We start from the raw sequence: 19,153 nt of genomic DNA, 5'->3' as shown, positions 1-19,153 counted from the left end.
TAAGCTTGAAAGGATGAAAATTTATGAAACAATATATAGTTATAGGGTGTGGAAGATTTGGTTCATCTCTAGCCACAACTATGAATTTATTAGGTCATCAAGTTATGGCTATAGATAAAAGTGAAGAAATAATTCAAAATTTATCAGATAAGGTTACTCATGTGGCAGCAGTAGACGTTACAGATGAATATGCTTTAAGGTCATTAGGATTAGGTAATTTTGACGTGGCTATAATAGCAATAGGATCAGACATAAGAGCATCCATAATGGCTACTCTTATAGCAAAAGAAATGGGTGTAGAGCAAGTAGTATGTAAGGCTAAGGATGAATTGCAAGCAAAAGTCTTATACAAAATAGGAGCAGACAGAGTTGTATTCCCAGAACGAGATATGGGTATAAGAGTTGCTCATAACTTAGTATCAGATAATATATTGGACCATATAGAATTAGATCCAGAATACTCTATAATGGAAATTGTAACACCTAATAAATGGATAGGTAAAACATTAATAGAGCTTGACTTGAGAGCCAAATATGAAATCACAATTTTAGCTATTAAAGATGGAGACAACATAAATGTTATACCTTCACCACAAGAACAACTACAAGAAAATAGCATTTTAGTAGTAATAGGAAAAAATAGTAATATAAGTGCTATTGTTGCCAAAGATAAAAATTCAAAATAGGAGAATATATAATGCCTATAAACATAAGTAGTAAAGATAATGAAAAAGTTAAGTATACGAAATCATTATTAAAAAGTAAAAATAGACAAAAGGAATCAAAGTATATAATAGAAGGATATAGAATTTTAACTTTAGCCATAGAATGCAATGCAGACTTAGATTATGTATTTATAAATGAAACTTTTGAAGAAAGAGAAGAATATAAAAACTTTTTAAATATATTAGAAGAAAAGAATATTAAAATATTTAAAACTAGCAATAAAATATTTAAAGAGTTGGTAGACACAGAAAATACACAAGGTATCTTAGGTGTAATTAGGTTTAAAGAGAAAAAAATTGAACATAATATTAATTATGAAGATAAATTTGTATTAATACTAGATAGAATACAAGATCCTGGTAATATGGGAACTATAATAAGGACAGCAGATGCAGCAGGCGTAGATGCAATAATTACATTAAAAGGTTGCGTAGATATATACAATCCAAAAGTGATTAGATCAACAATGGGTTCCATTTTTGACATGAAAATCATACATTGTACTCAAGAAGAATGTTTACAAGAATTAAGATTAAAGGATTTTAAAATGGTTTCTAGCTACCTTAATACTGACAATTACTATCACGAGACAAAATATTATGAGAGAACAGCTTTAGTAATAGGCAATGAGGCTAATGGAGTTAATGATGAATTAGTAAATCAATCAGATATATTAGTTAAAATACCTATTTATGGGAATGCAGAATCATTAAATGCAGCTATTTCATCAGCTATATTAATGTATGAAATTAAAAAAAGTTTAGATTAATATGTTGAAAATGCAATATTAAGTATGTTATAATTGTACAAAAACTATATACAAAAAAGCTATGATAGAGAAAAGTATTATAATTTAACTTAGGAAAGAGAAAAATACATTTGCTGTGAGTATTTACTAGGTATTTATAAGAAGTTCACTCTGGAGCATTAAAGCTGAACAGAAATCAGTAGGCTTTAACGTTGAACGCGTTAAGTTTTGTTGAGTGGTTTATTAATATTTTTATATTATTAAACTACTAGGGTGGTACCGCGAATAACAGTCTTTCGTCCCTAGATAGGGATGAAGGGCTTTTTTTATTGTGAATTATTAATTATATGAAAGGGTGAAGAAAAGTGAAAGAACAATTAATAAGCTTAAAAGAAAGAGCTTTAAGTGAAATTAAGGCAGCTTCTTCAATGGAAGAGTTAGATAGCCTTAGAGTAAAGTACTCTGGTAAAAAAGGTGAACTTACTGCAATTTTAAAAGGCATGGGTAAATTATCAGCTGAAGAAAGACCGGAAATAGGTAAAATAGCCAATGAAGTAAGAGAAGCTATAGAAAATGAAATAAACCTAATAAAAGAAGAAATTAAGAAAATTGAGTTAAACAAAAAATTAGCGGAGGAAGTAATAGATGTTACTATGCCTGGAAAAATTTTAAAAGTTGGTAAAAGACACCCAATAACTCAAATAATAGATGAAGTAACTGAAATATTTATGGGAATAGGATTCTCTGTGGCAGAAGGTCCAGAGGTTGAAACTGTAGGAAATAACTTCGATGCATTAAATGCACCTAAGAACCATCCGTCAAGAGATATGACAGATACATTCTACTTCAATGATGAATTACTACTTAGAACTCAAACGTCTCCAGTTCAAGTTAGAACAATGAGAAATGAAGAGTTACCAATAAAAATAATATCTCCAGGTAGATGTTTCAGAAATGACTCATTAGATGCAACACATTCACCAATGTTCCACCAAATAGAGGGATTAGTAGTTGGTAAAGATATAACGATGGCTCAATTTAAAGGAACTTTGGAATTATTTGTTAAAAAGTTATTTGGAGATAACACAAGAACAAAATTCAGACCACATAACTTCCCATTCACAGAACCAAGTGCAGAAATAGATGTTACTTGCTTTAAATGTGGTGGCAAGGGATGCCAAATGTGTAAAGGTGAAGGTTGGATAGAAATACTAGGAGCAGGTATGGTTCATCCAAATGTACTTAGAAACTGTGAAATAGATCCAGAAATTTATAGTGGATTTGCTTTCGGTATGGGAGTTGAAAGACTTGCAATGCTTAAATACGAAATTGATGATATAAGATTACTAGTTGAAAATGATATGAGATTTTTAGATCAATTCTAATAAAAGGAGGAAAATAAAATGTTAGTACCTGTAAAATGGATAAGAGATTATGTTAATATAGATATGGATACAGTTGAGTTTGCTGATAAAATGACTATGACTGGAACAAAGGTTGAGACAGTAGAATTTTTAGGCGAAGAAATAAGTAATGTTGTAGTAGGTCAAATAAAAGAAATAACACAACATCCAAATGCTGATAAACTTGTAGTTTGTCAAGTCAATGTGGGAGAAGAAGAGCTTGTACAAATATGTACAGGGGCCAAAAATGTTTTAGAAGGAGACTTTGTACCAGTCGCTAAAGTTAACTCTACATTACCTGGAGGAATAAAAATAAAAAAAGGTAAATTAAGAGGAGAAGCATCTCACGGAATGTTATGTGGAGCTGAAGAATTAGGAATAGATGAGAACCTTGTTAACGAAAGAAGTAAAAATGGAATATATATTTTAAATGACATGGAAAATCTAGTAATAGGTCAAGATATAAAAGAATTCTTAGGATTAAACGATGCAATAATAGATTTCGAATTAACAGCAAATAGACCTGACTGTAGATCTATTATAGGTATAGCTAGAGAAGCAGCGGTTACTATAGGAGAAAAAATAAAATATCCTAAAATAGAAGTAAAAGCTTGTGATGAAGACATAGACTTTGAAGTAAAAGTTGAAAGTCCTAAGCTTTGTCCTAGATATGGAGCAAGAATAGTTAAAGATGTTAAAATAGAGCCATCTCCATACTGGATGCAAAGAAGACTTATAGAAGCTGGTGTCAGACCAATAAACAATATAGTTGATATAACAAATTTTGTAATGTTAGAGCAAGGACAACCATTACATGCATTTGATTTAAATGAGCTTCCAACTGGAAAAATAGTTGTAAGAAATGCAGTAGAAGGCGAAAAATTTACTACATTAGATGAAGTTGAAAGAACTTTAGACAAAGATATGCTTGTTATAACTGATGGTGAAAAGCCAGTTGCTATAGCAGGAATAATGGGTGGATTAAACTCAGGTATAACTGATAATACTACAGCAGTATTATTTGAAGGTGCAGCATTCAATGCTGATAGCATAAGATTAACTTCTAAAAAACTAGGTCTTAGAACTGAAGCATCTGGAAGATATGAAAAAGGTGTTTGTACACAACTTTCAATAACAGGTGTGGAAAGAGCTTGTCAATTAGTAGAAATACTTGGTGCGGGTAGAGTTTTAAGAGGTACAGTTGAAGATTATCAAATTAAACAAGAAGCACAAACTTTAACTGTAAATCCATCAAGAATAATAAAAAATATAGGAATAGATTTATCATTAGATGGATTTGTAAAAATATTAGAAGATTTAGAATTCAAATGTGATTTAAAATCTGATGATGAAGTAGTTATAGAAGTTCCAACATTTAGGTTAGATATAGAACAAGAAGCTGATATATATGAAGAAATAGCTAGAATATATGGATTTGAAAATATACCTTCAGAACAATTAGAAGGTAATGCAACAGCTGGTGTTAAAACACCTCAACAAAAATTCATGGATAAAGTAAAAAATACAGCTACAAGCATAGGATTATATGAAATATTAACTTATTCATTTGTAAGTCCAAAATCATTAGATAAAATAAAATTACCTGAAGATGATAAAAAAAGAGATTATATTAAATTAATCAACCCACTTGGAGAAGATACATCAGTTATGAGAACTACAATGATGCCAAGTATGTTAAATGTATTATATACAAATATATCTCGTAAAGTTGAAAGTGGATTAGCCTTTGAATGTGGTCATACATTTACTCCACAAGAAGGATTACCAATAGAAACTAATCACTTATGTGTAGGTATGTACGGTAAAGATGTAAACTTCTTTGTATTAAAAGGTGCATTAGAAACAATACTAGATGCAGTAGGATTTGAAAACTATGAGATAATACCAGAAACTAATAATACTACATTCCATCCAGGAAGATGTGCTACAATAATGTATAATAATATATATATAGGTACTTTCGGAGAAGTTCATCCAGAAGTTATAGATAACTATAACTTAGGACAAAGAGTTTATCTTGCTGAATTAGATTTAGATTTAATATTTGAAAACTCAGATAGAACTATAATATACAATCCATTGCCAAAATATCCATCAACTTCTAGAGATATAGCTCTTTTAGTTAAAGATGATGTTATAGTAAAACAAATAGAAGATATAATAAAAGCCAATGGAGAAGATTTATTAGAAAGTTATAAATTATTCGATGTATATAAAGGTTCACAAATAGCTGACGGATATAAATCAATAGCATACTCTATCATATATAGAAGTAAAGATAAAACTCTAACAGATGAGGATGTAAACAAAGTACACCAGAATATAATAAGAGAGTTAGAAGAAAAGCTAGATGCGAAATTAAGATCAAACTAACTCATCTTTGATAGGGGGATTAGTGAGATGAATAAGGTAGTTGTGAGGATTTTAGGTTCTGAATACAACATTGTTGGTAAAAATCCAGAACAGATGAAGAATGTGGCAAGGTATGTAGACGGAGAAATGAATAAAGTTAGAGAGGGTAACCCTAAACTAAGTTCCCTTACTACAACTATAGTTGCATGTTTAAATATTGCTGATGAGTTATTTGATTGTTGTCATGAAAATGAAGAACTGCACAATGAGTTAGAATCATTAAAAGAAGGTATGAGTAAACCAAATGAAGAAGTTCAAAGTGAAGTTAACAAAATTACCGGCGAATTAGACCAAAAAGAGCTAGAGATAATGGAAAAAGATTATCGAATAGAGGAGCTCGATGAACAAATAAAAGAAAAAAATAAAAAAATAGAAAATCTAAGCAAAACTACTGAAGAAATGAAGTTAGAATTAGAAAAATATAAGGCTGAAATTAAAAGTTTAAAAGAAGAAAATGAGGAATCTAAACAAAGAGCCGAAGCGGCAGAAAGTATAGCATCTCAGTGGCAAAATAAAACTTATGATTATCAGTTAAAATATGCAGAGCTAGAAAATCAGTTGAAAAATAGAGAAGGTGCTCTATAAAGAAAATAAAGGGGGTGTTTCAAAGGATTATTAACTTTTGAAACACCCTTTTGATATAAGAGCGGAGGTATAATATGAAAGATGTTGAATTATTAGCTCCTGTTGGCTCATTTGAATCGCTAAAGGCAGCTGTACAAAATGGAGCTAATGCAGTTTATCTTGGAGGTAAAGATTTTAGTGCCAGAGCATCTGCAAATAACTTTGACAGAGAAGAGTTAAAAGAAGCTGTAAAATATGCACATATTAGGGATGTAAGAGTGTTTGTTACAACAAATACCCTTATAAAACAAAATGAGCTTGAAGGTTTTATTGAATATGTAAAATTTTTATATGACATAAATATAGATGCATTAATATTACAAGATATAGGCGCAGCAATGACAATTAAAAAGATTCTTCCAGATTTTGAACTTCATGCTAGTACACAGATGGTTGCTCACTCATTAGAAGATGTAAAATACTTAGAGGGTGTAGGTTTTGACAGAGTAGTACTTGCAAGAGAATTAAATGTGGAAGAAATCAAGCATATTTGTGACAATACTAATGTTGATATAGAAGTATTTGTTCATGGAGCTTTATGCGTTTGTTATTCTGGTCAGTGTTTAATGAGTAGTATGATAGGAAATAGGTCAGGCAACAGAGGAAGATGTGCTCAGCCTTGTAGACAAAGATATACAATGATTGATATTAATACAGGAGAAGAAGTATCCTCAGAAGGCGACTATTTACTTAGTACAAGAGATTTAAATGCTATAGAAGAAGTAAATCAAATTATTGATGCAGGAGTACATTCTCTTAAGATTGAAGGAAGAATGAAAAAGCCAGAGTATGTGGCAACTGTCATAGGAAGTTACAGAGATGCAGTTGACGATTATTTAAGAAGTAAAAGAGTAAATGTATCTCATGATATAATGGCTGACTTATACACTATATTTAATAGAAAGTTCACAAAAGGTCTTTTACTTGGAGATGTGGGAAAAGATGTTATGAATTCGCAGGTACCTAATAACCAAGGTTTGTATATAGGAAAAGTAGTGGATTATAACAAAAAAGCAAAGAGATTAAAAATAACTTTAGAAGAGAACCTAAAAAAAGGTGATGGAATTAATTTAGGTGGAGGAGTTATTGGAAGGATCATAAAAGGTAAGGAAATTACTGATATTGGCTACAAGGGTGAAACTATAGAGATAGACTTTATAGGAGAAGCTAGAAGAAACCAAATGATATTTAAAACTTCTGATACTCAATTAATGGATAGAGTTCAAAGCACTTTTAAACAAGATAAAGAGCTTGTAAAAAGTTATATTGATGGAGAGATAAGTTTAAAATTAGGACAAAATCCTATAATTAAATTTAAAGATTTAAAAGGTAATAAAGTTGAAATTATTGGTGATTTTGTTATAGAAAAAGCTTTAAAAGTACCAATGAGTGAAGAAAAAATAGAAACTCAATTAAGAAAACTAGGTAATACTCCTTATGAGTTAAGAAATTTAAAAATAGATTTAGATGAAGGCATAAGCTTACCAATTAGTGTAATTAATCAAATTAGAAGAGCGTGTATTGATAAGTTAAGTGAAGAAAGAATAGAGATAAAAGATAGAAAATGCAAAAATGAAAAAGTAAGTTACAATCCACAAAGATCTATTAGAGTAAAAGATAAAAGATTAAGAGTAAAAGTTAAAAACTTAGAACAATTAAGAGAAGTTATAAATTTTGAAATAGATGCTATTTATTATGAAGATGTATCAACTTTTGAAGATGCTATAACAATAGGAAAAGAAAACAACAAAAAAGTAATTTACTCAGCACCTAGAATTATTAGAAATAAAGAATATAATAGATTAAATAAAATTAAAGGTTTAAATGAAGAAAGTATTCAAATAGGAACTCTAGGTTCAATAGGTTTCTTTAAAAATAAAAATTTCTGTATAGATTATTATTTAAATTCCTTTAATAGTGAAACAATAAATCATTTCAAAGAAGAGGGAGCTACAGCTGTTTGTATCTCGCAAGAACTAAATATGAATGAGATTGAAGAAACATTGACTTATACTGATTTAGATGTTGAAAGTGTGGTTTATGGATTTGCGCCAATGATGATAAGTGAGTATTGTCCTATGGGAGTTGTAGTCAGAAATTGCAAAAAAGAAAAAAGGTGTAAAGAATGCAGTGAAAGTAGATATGCACTTAAAGATTTTAAAGGCGAAGAGTATAGATTATCACAAGACATATTCTGCAGAACTACAATATATAATTCTAAACCAACTTGTGTCCTAGACAATTTAGAAGAATTAAACAACATTGGTGTAAATATATTTAGGCTAGATTTTACGGGAGAAAGTAGAAGTGAAATAAGAGAAGTATTAGAGGCTTATATTGAGGTTATTAATAACAATTTTAGATTAGGAGATAAATCTAATAGATTATATAAAAAATTAGACGAAGAAGGAATAACAACAGCACATTTCTACAAAGGAGTAGAATAATTTATAAACTAAAAAGTACTAAAGGATTATTAACCCTTTAGTACTTTTTCTATTTCAATAAAGAAAATTTTAGTATTGATTCATTGATTTTAATACTGCAAGTAAGAATTCGTAAACATTTTTAACAGAAGGTATACTTAAATGCTCGTTTGGAGTATGAACTTCAAACATATCTGGTCCCATAGAGATTGCTTCACAACCAGGCATTTTGTCAAGTAATAAACCACACTCAAGACCTGCATGTATAGCAGTTATAACAGGTTTTTTACCAACTAATTTTTCGTAAACGTCTACACATAATCCTTCTAATTTAGAATCTTTTGCATATTCCCAAGCAGGATATCCATCAGTATTTTCAAAATTAGCATTTACAGTATCACAAAGCATTTTAGTTTTGTTATTTAAGTTTTCTCTTAATGTTGCAACTGAACTTCTTACAGCACTTTCAAATGACATAACATCATTTTCAGTTTTTACAATACCTAAGTTTGAAGAACTTTCTACTAATCCCTCTATATCTTTACTAACTGTTTGTATTCCATTTGGAATAAAGTTAAGTAATAACATAGCTTTTGCTTTACATTCATCAGTTATAGCTTTGTCAGCAGTAGCTTCTTTTACTACAACCTCTAAACCTGGATCTGTAGTTTTAAATTCATTTTTTAATATTTCTTCTATTTTAGCAACATTAGCTTTTAGAGTTTCAGCTTGATCTTTGTTTACAGCAACTATAGCTTCGCATTCACGAGGGATAGCGTTATTTTTAGAACCACCGTTAACTTCAACTAAATCAAAATCAACATCAAGTAGATTTAATATTCTACCCATAGTTACATTTGAGTTAGCTCTTTGTTTAACTATATCCATACCAGAATGTCCACCAAGTAAACCTTTTACTTCGATCATAAATGCTTGCTTATTATCTTCTATGTTTTTATATGTAAGTGGTAATGTAACATAAGATCTGTTTCCACCAGCACAACTTACTAATAAAAATCCTTCTTCTTCTGAATCTAAGTTTATTATATATTTACCTTTTAATAAACTACCATCTAGTCCGTTAGCTCCAGTCATACCAGCTTCCTCATTTGAAGTAACTAATACTTCTAAAGCTGGGTGAGCTAAATCATTAGATGCAAGAACAGCCATACTCATAGCAACAGCTATACCATTATCTGCTCCAAGTGTAGTACCGTTTGCATAAATCATATCATCTACTATTCTAAGATCTATTGGATCTTTTTCAAAATCATGGTCAACATCTTTATTTTTTTCACAAACCATGTCCATATGTCCTTGTAATATCACTCCTGGACAATTTTCATATCCTGCAGTAGCTGGCTTTCTAATAATTACATTAAGATGCTCATCTTGAATTACCTCTAAATTTAGTTCTTTTGCGAAGTTTACTAAGAATTCACTTATTCTTTCTTCATCTCCAGAACCTCTAGGTACTTGAGATATTTCCTCAAAGTATTTAAAAACTAATGTTGGATTTAAATCTTTTAATACATTTGTCATAATAAAAATTCCTTTCTTGTTAAATAGATTAAAATTAATTTTTAAGTTAATAATTTAAATAACTTAGATATACTAAATAAAAAATGTATAATATGTTAAAATATAAAATATTAATGTATAATATTATTTAGCCTATTAGTAGTATAATACATTTTCGAAAAAAAAAAACTACATAAAAAGAAATTATATGATAAATTTACATAAAAAAATAAAAAAGAGGAGGAAGTATGGATCAAAAATCATTGAAAGTATTGGAATACAATAAAATTATTGATTTATTAGCAACAAAAGCCTCATCTTCTTTAGGTTTAAAATATATTGAACAATTAATACCAAAACCTAATTATAAAGAAGTAAAAGATATGCTAGAAGAAACTAGTGAAGCACAGGGAATTCTGATAAAAAGAGGTCATGTAAACTTAGGTGGTATACAAAATATATCAGACAGTGTTAGAAGAGCTGAGATAGGAGCAGTATTAGACCCAGGAAGTTTATTAAAAATAAGCGATAATCTAAGGGCAGCTAGAAATTTAAAAAGAAGTTTAACTCCAGGGGAAGAGGAGGATTTTAATTATCCAATAATACAGTCTTTGTCAAATGCTTTATATGTATATAGAGATATAGAAGAAGAAATTAATAATGCAATAATTAGTGAAATTGAAATATCAGATAATGCCTCTCCTACTTTAAGAAGTATAAGAAGGGGAATATTACAAAAAAATCAATCTATTAGATCTAAATTAAATTCAATAATTTCATCAACTACATATCAAAAATATTTACAAGATGCAATTATTTCTGTCAGAGGAGATAGATTTGTTGTACCTGTAAAGGCTGAGTATAGATCGCAAGTTTCAGGTATAATACACGACCAAAGTTCATCTGGAGCTACATTGTTTATTGAGCCAATGAGTATTGTTGAAATGAACAATGAACTTAGAAAATTAAAATTAGATGAACAAGAAGAAATAGAAAGAATTTTAGCAGAGTTAACAAAATTAGTGGGTGAAGTTGCAGGAGATATCTTATCTAATCAAGTTATACTTGGGAAACTTGACTTTGCTTTTGCAAAAGGGAAATTATCTCTATCGATGAAAGCAATAGAACCTATATTAAATGAAGAAAAAAATATTAATATAAAGAATGGACGTCATCCATTGTTAGATGCAGATAAAGTTGTACCTAATAATATTTATTTAGGAGAAGACTTTGATACATTAGTAATAACAGGACCAAATACAGGTGGTAAAACAGTTACAATAAAAACTATTGGACTATTTGCATTAATGACTCAAAGTGGTCTACACATACCAGCGGATTATGGAAGTAGTATGTGTGTATATGATAATATTTTTGCTGACATTGGAGATGAACAAAGTATAGAACAAAGTTTATCTACATTTTCATCTCATATGACTAAAATAGTAGGGATATTAAATGAAGTAACATCTGACTCTCTAGTAATATTTGATGAACTTGGAGCAGGAACAGATCCTGTAGAAGGTGCAGCTCTGGCAATAGCCATACTAGAAGATGTAAATATGGCAGGGGCGAAATGTATAGCTACTACTCACTACAGTGAACTTAAAAACTATGCCCTTACAAAGTATAGAGTAGAAAATGCAGCTGTTGAGTTTGATGTTAATACCTTAAGTCCTACTTATAAATTATTAATTGGAGTACCAGGTAAATCGAATGCTTTTGAAATATCAAGAAAATTAGGTCTAAGAGACGATATTATTGATAGAGCAAAAGAATTTATAAATACAGATAATATAGAACTTGAAGACGTACTTCAAAATGTGGAGAAGAACAGAATAAAGGCTGAACAAGAAAAAGAAGAGGCTGAAAAACTTAAAAAAGAAATAGAAGAAGTTAAAGCTGAATATGATAGAAAACTTGAAAAATTATCTATTTCTAAAGAAAAAATGATGGAAAAAGCTAAGGCAGAAGCTTTTAGTATAACAAGACAAGCTAAAGAAGAAGCAGATAACATTCTAAAAGAACTTAGAAATATGGAAATGGAAATGGCTTCTAAAGAAAAAAATAAGAAAATAGAAGCTTTAAGAAAAGAGCTTGCTGATTCTATGGGCAACTTACAACCTTCTGTAAAAAGCATGATAGTTCCAAAAGTTTCTAATAAAGAAATAAGGGATTTAAAAGCAGGAGATGAAGTAAAAGTTATTACTTTAAATCAAGAAGGTACAGTAGTATCAGTTGATAAGAAGAAAAAAGAAGCTGTAGTACAAATGGGTATAATGAAAATGACTCTTCCATTTAAGGCACTACAAATAGCTCAGAAAGAGAAAAAATCAATAGTAACTAAATCAACAAGAAGAATTATAAGTTCTAAGTCGGGTAGTGTTAAGAGTGAAGTTGACTTAAGAGGAATGAACTTGGAAGAAGCTATTGTTGAAGTAGATAAATACTTAGACGATGCTTGTGTTGCAGGTCTTGAAATAGTTACAATAATACACGGAGTTGGTACAGGGGTACTTAAAAAAGGTCTTCAAGATGTACTTAAGAAAAACAAACATGTTAAATCTCAAAGACCTGGACAATATGGTGAAGGTGGAATGGGAGTAACTATTGTTGAAATAAGATAATAATTAATTGAGGAGATGGTTGAATTGATGATAGTGTCAGCATGCTTGGTTGGAGTAAATTGTAAATATAATGGTGGAAATAATGATAATAATAAAGTAAAAAAATTTTTAAAAGATAAACCATATGTTATTATTTGCCCAGAACAACTAGGAGGATTAGCTACACCAAGAAAACCATCGGAGATAGATAAGATAGGTGGAAAAGAAGTTTTAAGTGGAAATAGTAAGGTAATAAGCTGTGAATATAAGGATGTAACAGAAAATTTTATTAAGGGAGCAGAGGAAAGTTTAAAAATTGCTAAAATGTTCGATTGCAAACAGGCTCTTCTTAAAGAAGGTAGCCCCTCATGTGGATGTAACTTAATTTATGATGGAACTTTTACAGGCAATAAAATTTCTGGTACTGGTGTTACAGCAGCCTTATTTAAAGAAAATAATATAGAAGTTTTTAGCGAAAAAGAATTATAATATATATTTGAAAATATAACAATAGGAATAACTTGAAAAAATGTAGAAATTAATTTAACATAGAAGAATAATGATGTAGAGAGGAGAAAATAATGCAAGATTTTAAAATAGCAATAGCTAATTGCCTTAAGGAAAAAATTGAAGATTTAACACTGGAAGAAATAATAGCGCTAATTGAGGTTCCACCAAATAAAGATATGGGGGATTATGCATTTCCATGCTTTAAATTAGCTAAAGTATTTAGAAAAGCTCCTAACATGATAGCTACTGAACTAGCAGAAAAGATAGAAGCTAAGGGTGAAATATCGAAAGTAATGCCACTTGGTGGATATGTAAACTTCTTTGTAAATAAATCTCAATTAGCTGAGAGTGTTATAAAAGACGTTTTAACTAAAAAAGAAAATTACGGTCATAGTGACTTAGGCGGAGAAAAAGCTGTAGTAATAGATTTTTCATCTCCTAATATAGCTAAACCTTTCCATATAGGACATATAAGAACTACTGTTATAGGCAATGCTCTATATAAAATATACAATTCTCAAGGATATAATGTGGTAAGAGTGAATCACTTAGGAGATTACGGAACTCAATTTGGGAAACTTATAGTTGCTTTCAAACTTTGGGGTAATAAAGAAGCTGTAGAAGCTAATCCAATACCAGAGTTATTAAAATTGTACATACAATTCCATGATGAAGCTGAAAAGAAACCAGAAATGGAAGATGAAGCTAGAGCTTGGTTTACAAAATTAGAAAATGGTGACGAAGAGGCTAAAGCATTATGGCAATGGTTTAGAGATGAAAGTTTAAAAGAATTTGCTAGAGTTTACGATTTGTTAGATATAGAATTTGATTCTTATGCAGGTGAATCTTTCTATTCAGATAAAATGGATGCGGTTATAGATCAAATAAAATCAAAAGGATTATTAAAAGAATCTCAAGGTACAAATATTGTTGATTTAGAAGAACACAATATGCCGCCAGCTCTTATAACTAAGAATGATGGTTCAACTTTATATATGACAAGGGATTTAGCAGCAGCAATATATAGAAAAAATACTTATGATTTTGAAAAATGTATATATGTAGTTGGTTCTCAACAGGCTCTACATTTCCAACAGTTATTTAAAGTATTAGAACTTATGGGATTTGAATGGTCAAAAGATTTAATTCACGTACCATTTGGTATGGTTGCTTTAGAAGAAGGAACTATGTCTACAAGAAAAGGTAGAGTAGTATTCTTAGAGGACGTTTTAAAACAAGCTGTAGAAAAAACAAAGGAAACTGTTCTTGCTAAAAATCCAGATGCTAAGAATGTAGATGAAATAGCTAAACAAGTTGGTGTTGGAGCTGTTGTATTCCAAGAATTATCAAACAGTAGAATAAAAGACTATACATTCTCATGGGAAAGAACTTTAAGTTTCGAAGGAGAAACTGGACCTTATGTTCAATATACGCATGCTAGATGTTGTGCAGTTTTAAGAAAAGCCAACGAAGAAGTAACTTCAGATGTAAATTATGAATTATTATCAGATGGAGATGCTGCAGAGGTATTAAAAGTAATTGGATCATTTAATAAGGCAATAGTGTCTGCAATGAGAAGAAATGAGCCACATATAGTAACAAGATTTGTACTAGATTTAGCTCAAGCCTTCAATAAATTCTATCATGATAATCCAATAATAGTTGAAAATGCAGAAATAAGAAAAGCAAGACTTGCTTTAGTTGCTGCAACAAGACAAACATTAGAAAATGGATTAGCAATATTAGGAATGCATGCACCAGAAAGAATGTAAAAACTCACTTTGTTCGTGTGGTCAACCATATATCTTTGCTTCATTGAATATATATCGTTGTTCAATAGAAGAAGTAAGAATTAAAAATGGCAGCTTTTAGCTGCTATTTTTAATTCTTAAAAAATCATGATTATGGGTATATGAATACAAGGTAATAAAATTGATAAAAATATTAGGTAAAAGACTTATAAGGGAGTTAATTTATGAAGGAAAATTTAATAAGAAATTCTTATCTAAATTCTTTTAACATTAATGATGAGGAAAAAGGGTTAACGGATTTAATTATCCTTAATACTAAGTGTTTAATTGACGATAAAATTCAAAGATATGTATACATAGATAATAATAGATTAAAAGATGAACTAAGATATTATAATTTTTATGGTATAAAACCATCTTATGATGATATACTAAACATTCTACTACCATTAATACTTGCAAATACTAATATTCAAAAGTCAGAAGATGAAGTGATAAGTTTAATTCAAAAGTATGTTAAATATTTTAAAAAAGATGATAATTTATTTGAATATATCATAGGTGCTCTTATGTACAATGCATCAATACATTATATTTTAGACAACAAAAATATAGAGTATGGTGCATTATTGCAATTATTAAAGGAAAGAATTATAGGATTTTCCATTGAATTAGAAAAACTAAATATGGTAAAATTTCAAATGGCTAGAATTAATGCTATACAATTAATTGATAACTATATAGATTTAAAAGTAGACGGTTACGATGACGGAAAAATAATTAAAAATTTATTAAATGTTATATATGATATTTATATAGAAGAAAGAAATGTAAACAATATAGGAATTTTAAGCATAAAAAAATCTATATTATCAATACTGGGAGAAGAATCAAATTTAAATATGGATAATATAGATTTTATTGAGCAAATGTCTCATTACATAATAAAATTAAGGAAGTATGTAATTAACAAAAAAACTTATGATTTAAATTCAGACCCGAGAAATTTAATTAAATACAATGAAGGAGAGATTGTCTCAGATGCTATATTAAACAAGATAAATATTGCATCAAAAGAATTAAGAGACAATGTTCTTCACGTAAAAGTCAAATCAAAATCAGGTGAATATAATTTTAAATTTAAAAAAGCATAAGAATTAACTATTTTTTTCTAAATAGCTAATAAATTCTTGTTCAGTAGTTTCAGTTAAAAAACATAATTCTTTAACAATATTGTTTTTGAGATTTATGAATTCATCAAGTTTAGTATTCTCCCCAGTAAACTCAAGAGCTTTGATCAATAATAATAAATCCCTTTTTGATAAATCATTTATAGATACTTGATCAATAGATTCCATAATAAATACATCCTTTCTAAATTGTTGATTTTAGTATATTTTTGTAAAAATTACCTTACTATATTATTTTAACTTAAAAACCATATAAAAACATAGTATAAATTTAAAAAGGAGTGAAATATTTGAAAATATTATTAACTACGCTAAATTCTAAGTTTATTCATACGAATTTGGCAATAAGATACTTAAAAGAAAGTGTAAAAGATTTAGTTGATGTGGATATTAGAGAATATACAATTAACAATCAACTAGACTATATTTTAAAAGATATATACAAGAATAATTATGATGTAGTATTCTTTTCAACATATATATGGAATATTTATGACATAGTAAAATTATGTGACAACTTGAAGAAAGTTAAACCAGAGATTAAAATAGGTTTAGGTGGGCCAGAAGTTACTTATGATAGTGAAAATGCTATGGAAGAATATAAGTTTTTAGATTATATATTATGTGGTGAGGGTGAGTTAGTATTTAGAGATTTAGTTCAACATTTTTTAGGTAAGAAAAATATAGAAGATGTAAAAGGTATTGTATATAGAAAAGACGGAAACATTGTAGTAAGTGAAGAAATGGAATTGCTACAAAACTTAGATGAAATACCAAGTCCTTATGATAATTTGGATATAAAAGAATATGAAAATAGAATAGTTTATTATGAGACATCTAGGGGATGTCCATTCAACTGCCAGTACTGTTTATCATCAGCAATAAAAGGTCTTAGATATTTTAGTATTGATAGAGTAAAAAGAGATTTAAAAAATCTTATAGATGCAAAAGTATCTCAAATAAAATTTATAGATAGAACTTTTAATGCAAATAAGAAATTTGCTAAGGAGATAATGAATTTTCTAATGGAAAATGATAATGGTTATACAACATATCATTTTGAGGTTACAGCACATTTACTAGATGATGATATGCTTAACTTTCTAAAAAATTGTAAAGAAGGTCTATTCCAATTTGAAATAGGCGTACAAAGTACTAATCAAAAAACTTTAGATGCAGTAGGAAGAAGAGATGATTTTGAAAAATTATCTTATGTTGTAAAGACCATAAAATCATTTAGAAATATACATCAACATTTAGATTTAATAGCGGGTCTTCCTTATGAAGGTTATGAAAGATTTCAAGAGTCTTTCAATGATGTATTTAATTTAGAAATAGAACAATTACAACTTGGTTTCTTAAAGATGATTAAAGGAACAGGTATGAGATATAATTCAGTGAAATATGGATACAAATTTAAAGATTATGCTCCATACGAAGTTTTATACAATGATTTTATAAGTTATGATGAAATATTAAAAATAAAAGATATAGAAGAAATATTAGAAACTTATTATAATTCTAATAACTTCCCATTGTCTTTAGAATATATAATTAAAAATTATTATAGTGAAAGTCCATTTAAATTCTTTGAAGAATTTTCAACATATTTTGAAGAAATGGGATACTTCCATATGGCCCAAGGAAAAAATCAGTTATATAAAATATTGTTAGATTTCTATAATGAGAAAATAAATAAAGATAATGATTTATTTAGTGAGGTATTAAAATATGACTATTTATCCTTAGGTAAAATATCAACAGTTCCACCTATTTTCAACAAAATAGAAATAAATAATTTTAAAAGTAAGTGTCATGATTTCCTGCATAATGTAGATAATCTTAAAGAATACTTACCACAATTTGCAAATACACCAACAAAATATATTTTAAAATATATTCATTTTGAACCATTTAAATATGATATTTTAAGATTAAAAGAAGATATTAGTGTAAAATTAAAAAGGGAAGAAACTGTAATATTATTTGACTATAATACTAATAAAGTATTTGATAAGTCAAAAACTTATACTGTAAAGATAGGAGAAGAAGATGAAGTTTAAAATAGATAAATATTTACTTAGAAAAACTGAAGAACTTGCATTTATAACTGTAAAAAAAGATGGAGATTTTCATTTAGATGGATATGAAATACCAAAAGAAGGCTTAAATGTACCTATAAAAAATGATGTTCTTGTTAAAGGAATAAAAGAAAAGACAGCACAAGAGGGACTAAATTCAATGTCTATAGCAGATGCAATGATATATATAATAGGCATTGATCCAGAGTTTAAATATAATTCAGAGTATAAAAAATTCTTAAGCGCCCTTGAGAAGAAAGTAAACTTTGAAGTAAGGCCTTATGCTGGATATATGTCTAGAAAATACTTTGAACTTGGCGAATATACAGATGCATTAATTTATATCAAAGGATTAATTACATTATATCCTAATGATATAGAAGGTCTTTATAATTATGCTATTGTTTGTCAAGAGGTTGCAACGACTTATCAAAAAGACGGTGACGCAAATGCAATGAATGCATTTTTATTAGAGGCTGGAGAAAAACTTGAAGAAATAATTAAAATGGATGAAAACTTTGCCTTAGCATATTATCACTTAGGATATCATTATTATAATCAAAGCCAATATATTAAATCTAAAGTAATATGGGAAGAAGCAATGACGCTAGGTTTAGATGAAGACATAATAGCAGAAATACAAGAAAACCTAGGGAAGATGGATTATAAAGTTCAATATGAAGAAGGATATTCTTTAGTATTCCAAGGAAAATTTGAAGAAGGTCTTGAAAAATTATTACCATTGGAAGAAGAATACAATGACTGGTGGAACTTATTATTTATAATTGGTATAGCTTATAAAAATATGGGCGAAATAGATAAAGCCATGCTTTATTTTGAAAAAATATTAATGATAAGACCTAAACAAGTAGATACTTTAGTTGAACTTGCTTTGTGTGAAGCTTCATCATTAAATATGGATAGAGCTGTTGAACTATTAGAGCAAGCAGCAAAAATAAAAGAAGATCCTGAAATTCTTTGTAATTTAGGAATGGCATATTTAAATACAGGAGATATTGATGATGCCATTTATTATATAGAAAGAGCTTATGAATTGAATCCTGAAGATGAAATAACAATTTCTTGTATGAGAGAGCTAGAGAATTACAGAGTTAATTAAAAAATTATAAATTT

The 19,153-nt window shown here is 28.8% G+C and carries 14 protein-coding genes and 1 other annotated feature; of the genes, 12 read left to right on the top strand and 2 right to left on the bottom strand.

Annotation, left to right across the window (positions count from 1 at the left end; all coding sequences use genetic code 11):
• The first annotated feature begins 23 nt into the window (after positions 1-23).
• From TEGL_RS18310 to TEGL_RS18285, 6 genes are all read left to right on the top strand, one after another.
• A complete protein-coding gene (locus TEGL_RS18310; protein ID WP_018592044.1) occupies positions 24-686 on the top strand; it encodes a potassium channel family protein in 663 nt (220 codons plus the stop codon).
• Between the two features lie 11 nt (positions 687-697).
• Complete coding sequence (locus TEGL_RS18305) at positions 698-1,495, top strand: TrmH family RNA methyltransferase (RefSeq protein ID WP_018592045.1); 798 nt, start codon at positions 698-700, stop codon at positions 1,493-1,495.
• A 52-nt stretch (positions 1,496-1,547) separates the two neighbouring features.
• Positions 1,548-1,781: a binding site (T-box leader), on the top strand.
• 58 nt (positions 1,782-1,839) lie between these two features.
• Entirely contained in the window at positions 1,840-2,859 is a 1,020-nt protein-coding gene (pheS, locus tag TEGL_RS18300) for a phenylalanine--tRNA ligase subunit alpha (RefSeq protein ID WP_018592046.1), read from the top strand.
• An 18-nt stretch (positions 2,860-2,877) separates the two neighbouring features.
• A complete protein-coding gene (gene pheT, locus TEGL_RS18295) occupies positions 2,878-5,271 on the top strand; it encodes a phenylalanine--tRNA ligase subunit beta (protein WP_018592047.1) in 2,394 nt (797 codons plus the stop codon).
• Between the two features lie 27 nt (positions 5,272-5,298).
• Entirely contained in the window at positions 5,299-5,895 is a 597-nt protein-coding gene (gene zapA, locus TEGL_RS18290; protein WP_018592048.1) for a cell division protein ZapA, read from the top strand.
• A gap of 74 nt (positions 5,896-5,969) precedes the next feature.
• Entirely contained in the window at positions 5,970-8,381 is a 2,412-nt protein-coding gene (locus TEGL_RS18285) for a DUF3656 domain-containing U32 family peptidase (protein ID WP_018592049.1), read from the top strand.
• A 69-nt stretch (positions 8,382-8,450) separates the two neighbouring features.
• On the opposite strand, the gene TEGL_RS18280 is transcribed toward TEGL_RS18285, so the two are convergent.
• Entirely contained in the window at positions 8,451-9,902 is a 1,452-nt protein-coding gene (locus TEGL_RS18280; RefSeq protein ID WP_018592050.1) for an aminoacyl-histidine dipeptidase, read from the bottom strand.
• A 227-nt stretch (positions 9,903-10,129) separates the two neighbouring features.
• On the opposite strand from TEGL_RS18280, the gene TEGL_RS18275 reads away from it, so the two are divergent.
• The 4 genes from TEGL_RS18275 (at position 10,130) to TEGL_RS18260 (ending at position 15,902) form a co-directional block, all read left to right on the top strand.
• Entirely contained in the window at positions 10,130-12,508 is a 2,379-nt protein-coding gene (locus TEGL_RS18275; RefSeq protein ID WP_018592051.1) for an endonuclease MutS2, read from the top strand.
• Between the two features lie 24 nt (positions 12,509-12,532).
• The gene (locus tag TEGL_RS18270) at positions 12,533-12,976 is read left to right on the top strand and encodes a DUF523 domain-containing protein (protein ID WP_026255180.1); all 444 of its coding nucleotides are present in this window, start codon (positions 12,533-12,535) and stop codon (positions 12,974-12,976) included.
• Positions 12,977-13,068: 92 nt separating this feature from the next.
• Entirely contained in the window at positions 13,069-14,769 is a 1,701-nt protein-coding gene (gene argS, locus TEGL_RS18265) for an arginine--tRNA ligase (protein WP_018592053.1), read from the top strand.
• 203 nt (positions 14,770-14,972) lie between these two features.
• Entirely contained in the window at positions 14,973-15,902 is a 930-nt protein-coding gene (locus tag TEGL_RS18260) for a hypothetical protein (RefSeq protein WP_018592054.1), read from the top strand.
• A 3-nt stretch (positions 15,903-15,905) separates the two neighbouring features.
• On the opposite strand, the gene TEGL_RS18255 is transcribed toward TEGL_RS18260, so the two are convergent.
• A complete protein-coding gene (locus TEGL_RS18255; RefSeq protein WP_018592055.1) occupies positions 15,906-16,106 on the bottom strand; it encodes a hypothetical protein in 201 nt (66 codons plus the stop codon).
• 122 nt (positions 16,107-16,228) lie between these two features.
• On the opposite strand from TEGL_RS18255, the gene TEGL_RS18250 reads away from it, so the two are divergent.
• On the top strand, positions 16,229-18,001 hold the full coding sequence (locus tag TEGL_RS18250; RefSeq protein WP_018592056.1) for a B12-binding domain-containing radical SAM protein: 1,773 nt from the start codon (positions 16,229-16,231) through the stop codon (positions 17,999-18,001).
• The gene (locus tag TEGL_RS18245; RefSeq protein WP_018592057.1) at positions 17,991-19,139 is read left to right on the top strand and encodes a tetratricopeptide repeat protein; all 1,149 of its coding nucleotides are present in this window, start codon (positions 17,991-17,993) and stop codon (positions 19,137-19,139) included. Before TEGL_RS18250 ends, TEGL_RS18245 begins: the two co-directional genes overlap by 11 nt.
• Positions 19,140-19,153: the final 14 nt, after the last annotated feature.

This window comes from Terrisporobacter glycolicus ATCC 14880 = DSM 1288, from assembly GCF_036812735.1.
Taxonomy (GTDB): Bacteria; Bacillota; Clostridia; order Peptostreptococcales; family Peptostreptococcaceae; genus Terrisporobacter; species Terrisporobacter glycolicus.
The sequence above is the reverse complement of the archived record's forward strand: the minus strand, read 5'-3'. Positions and strand labels throughout refer to the sequence as shown.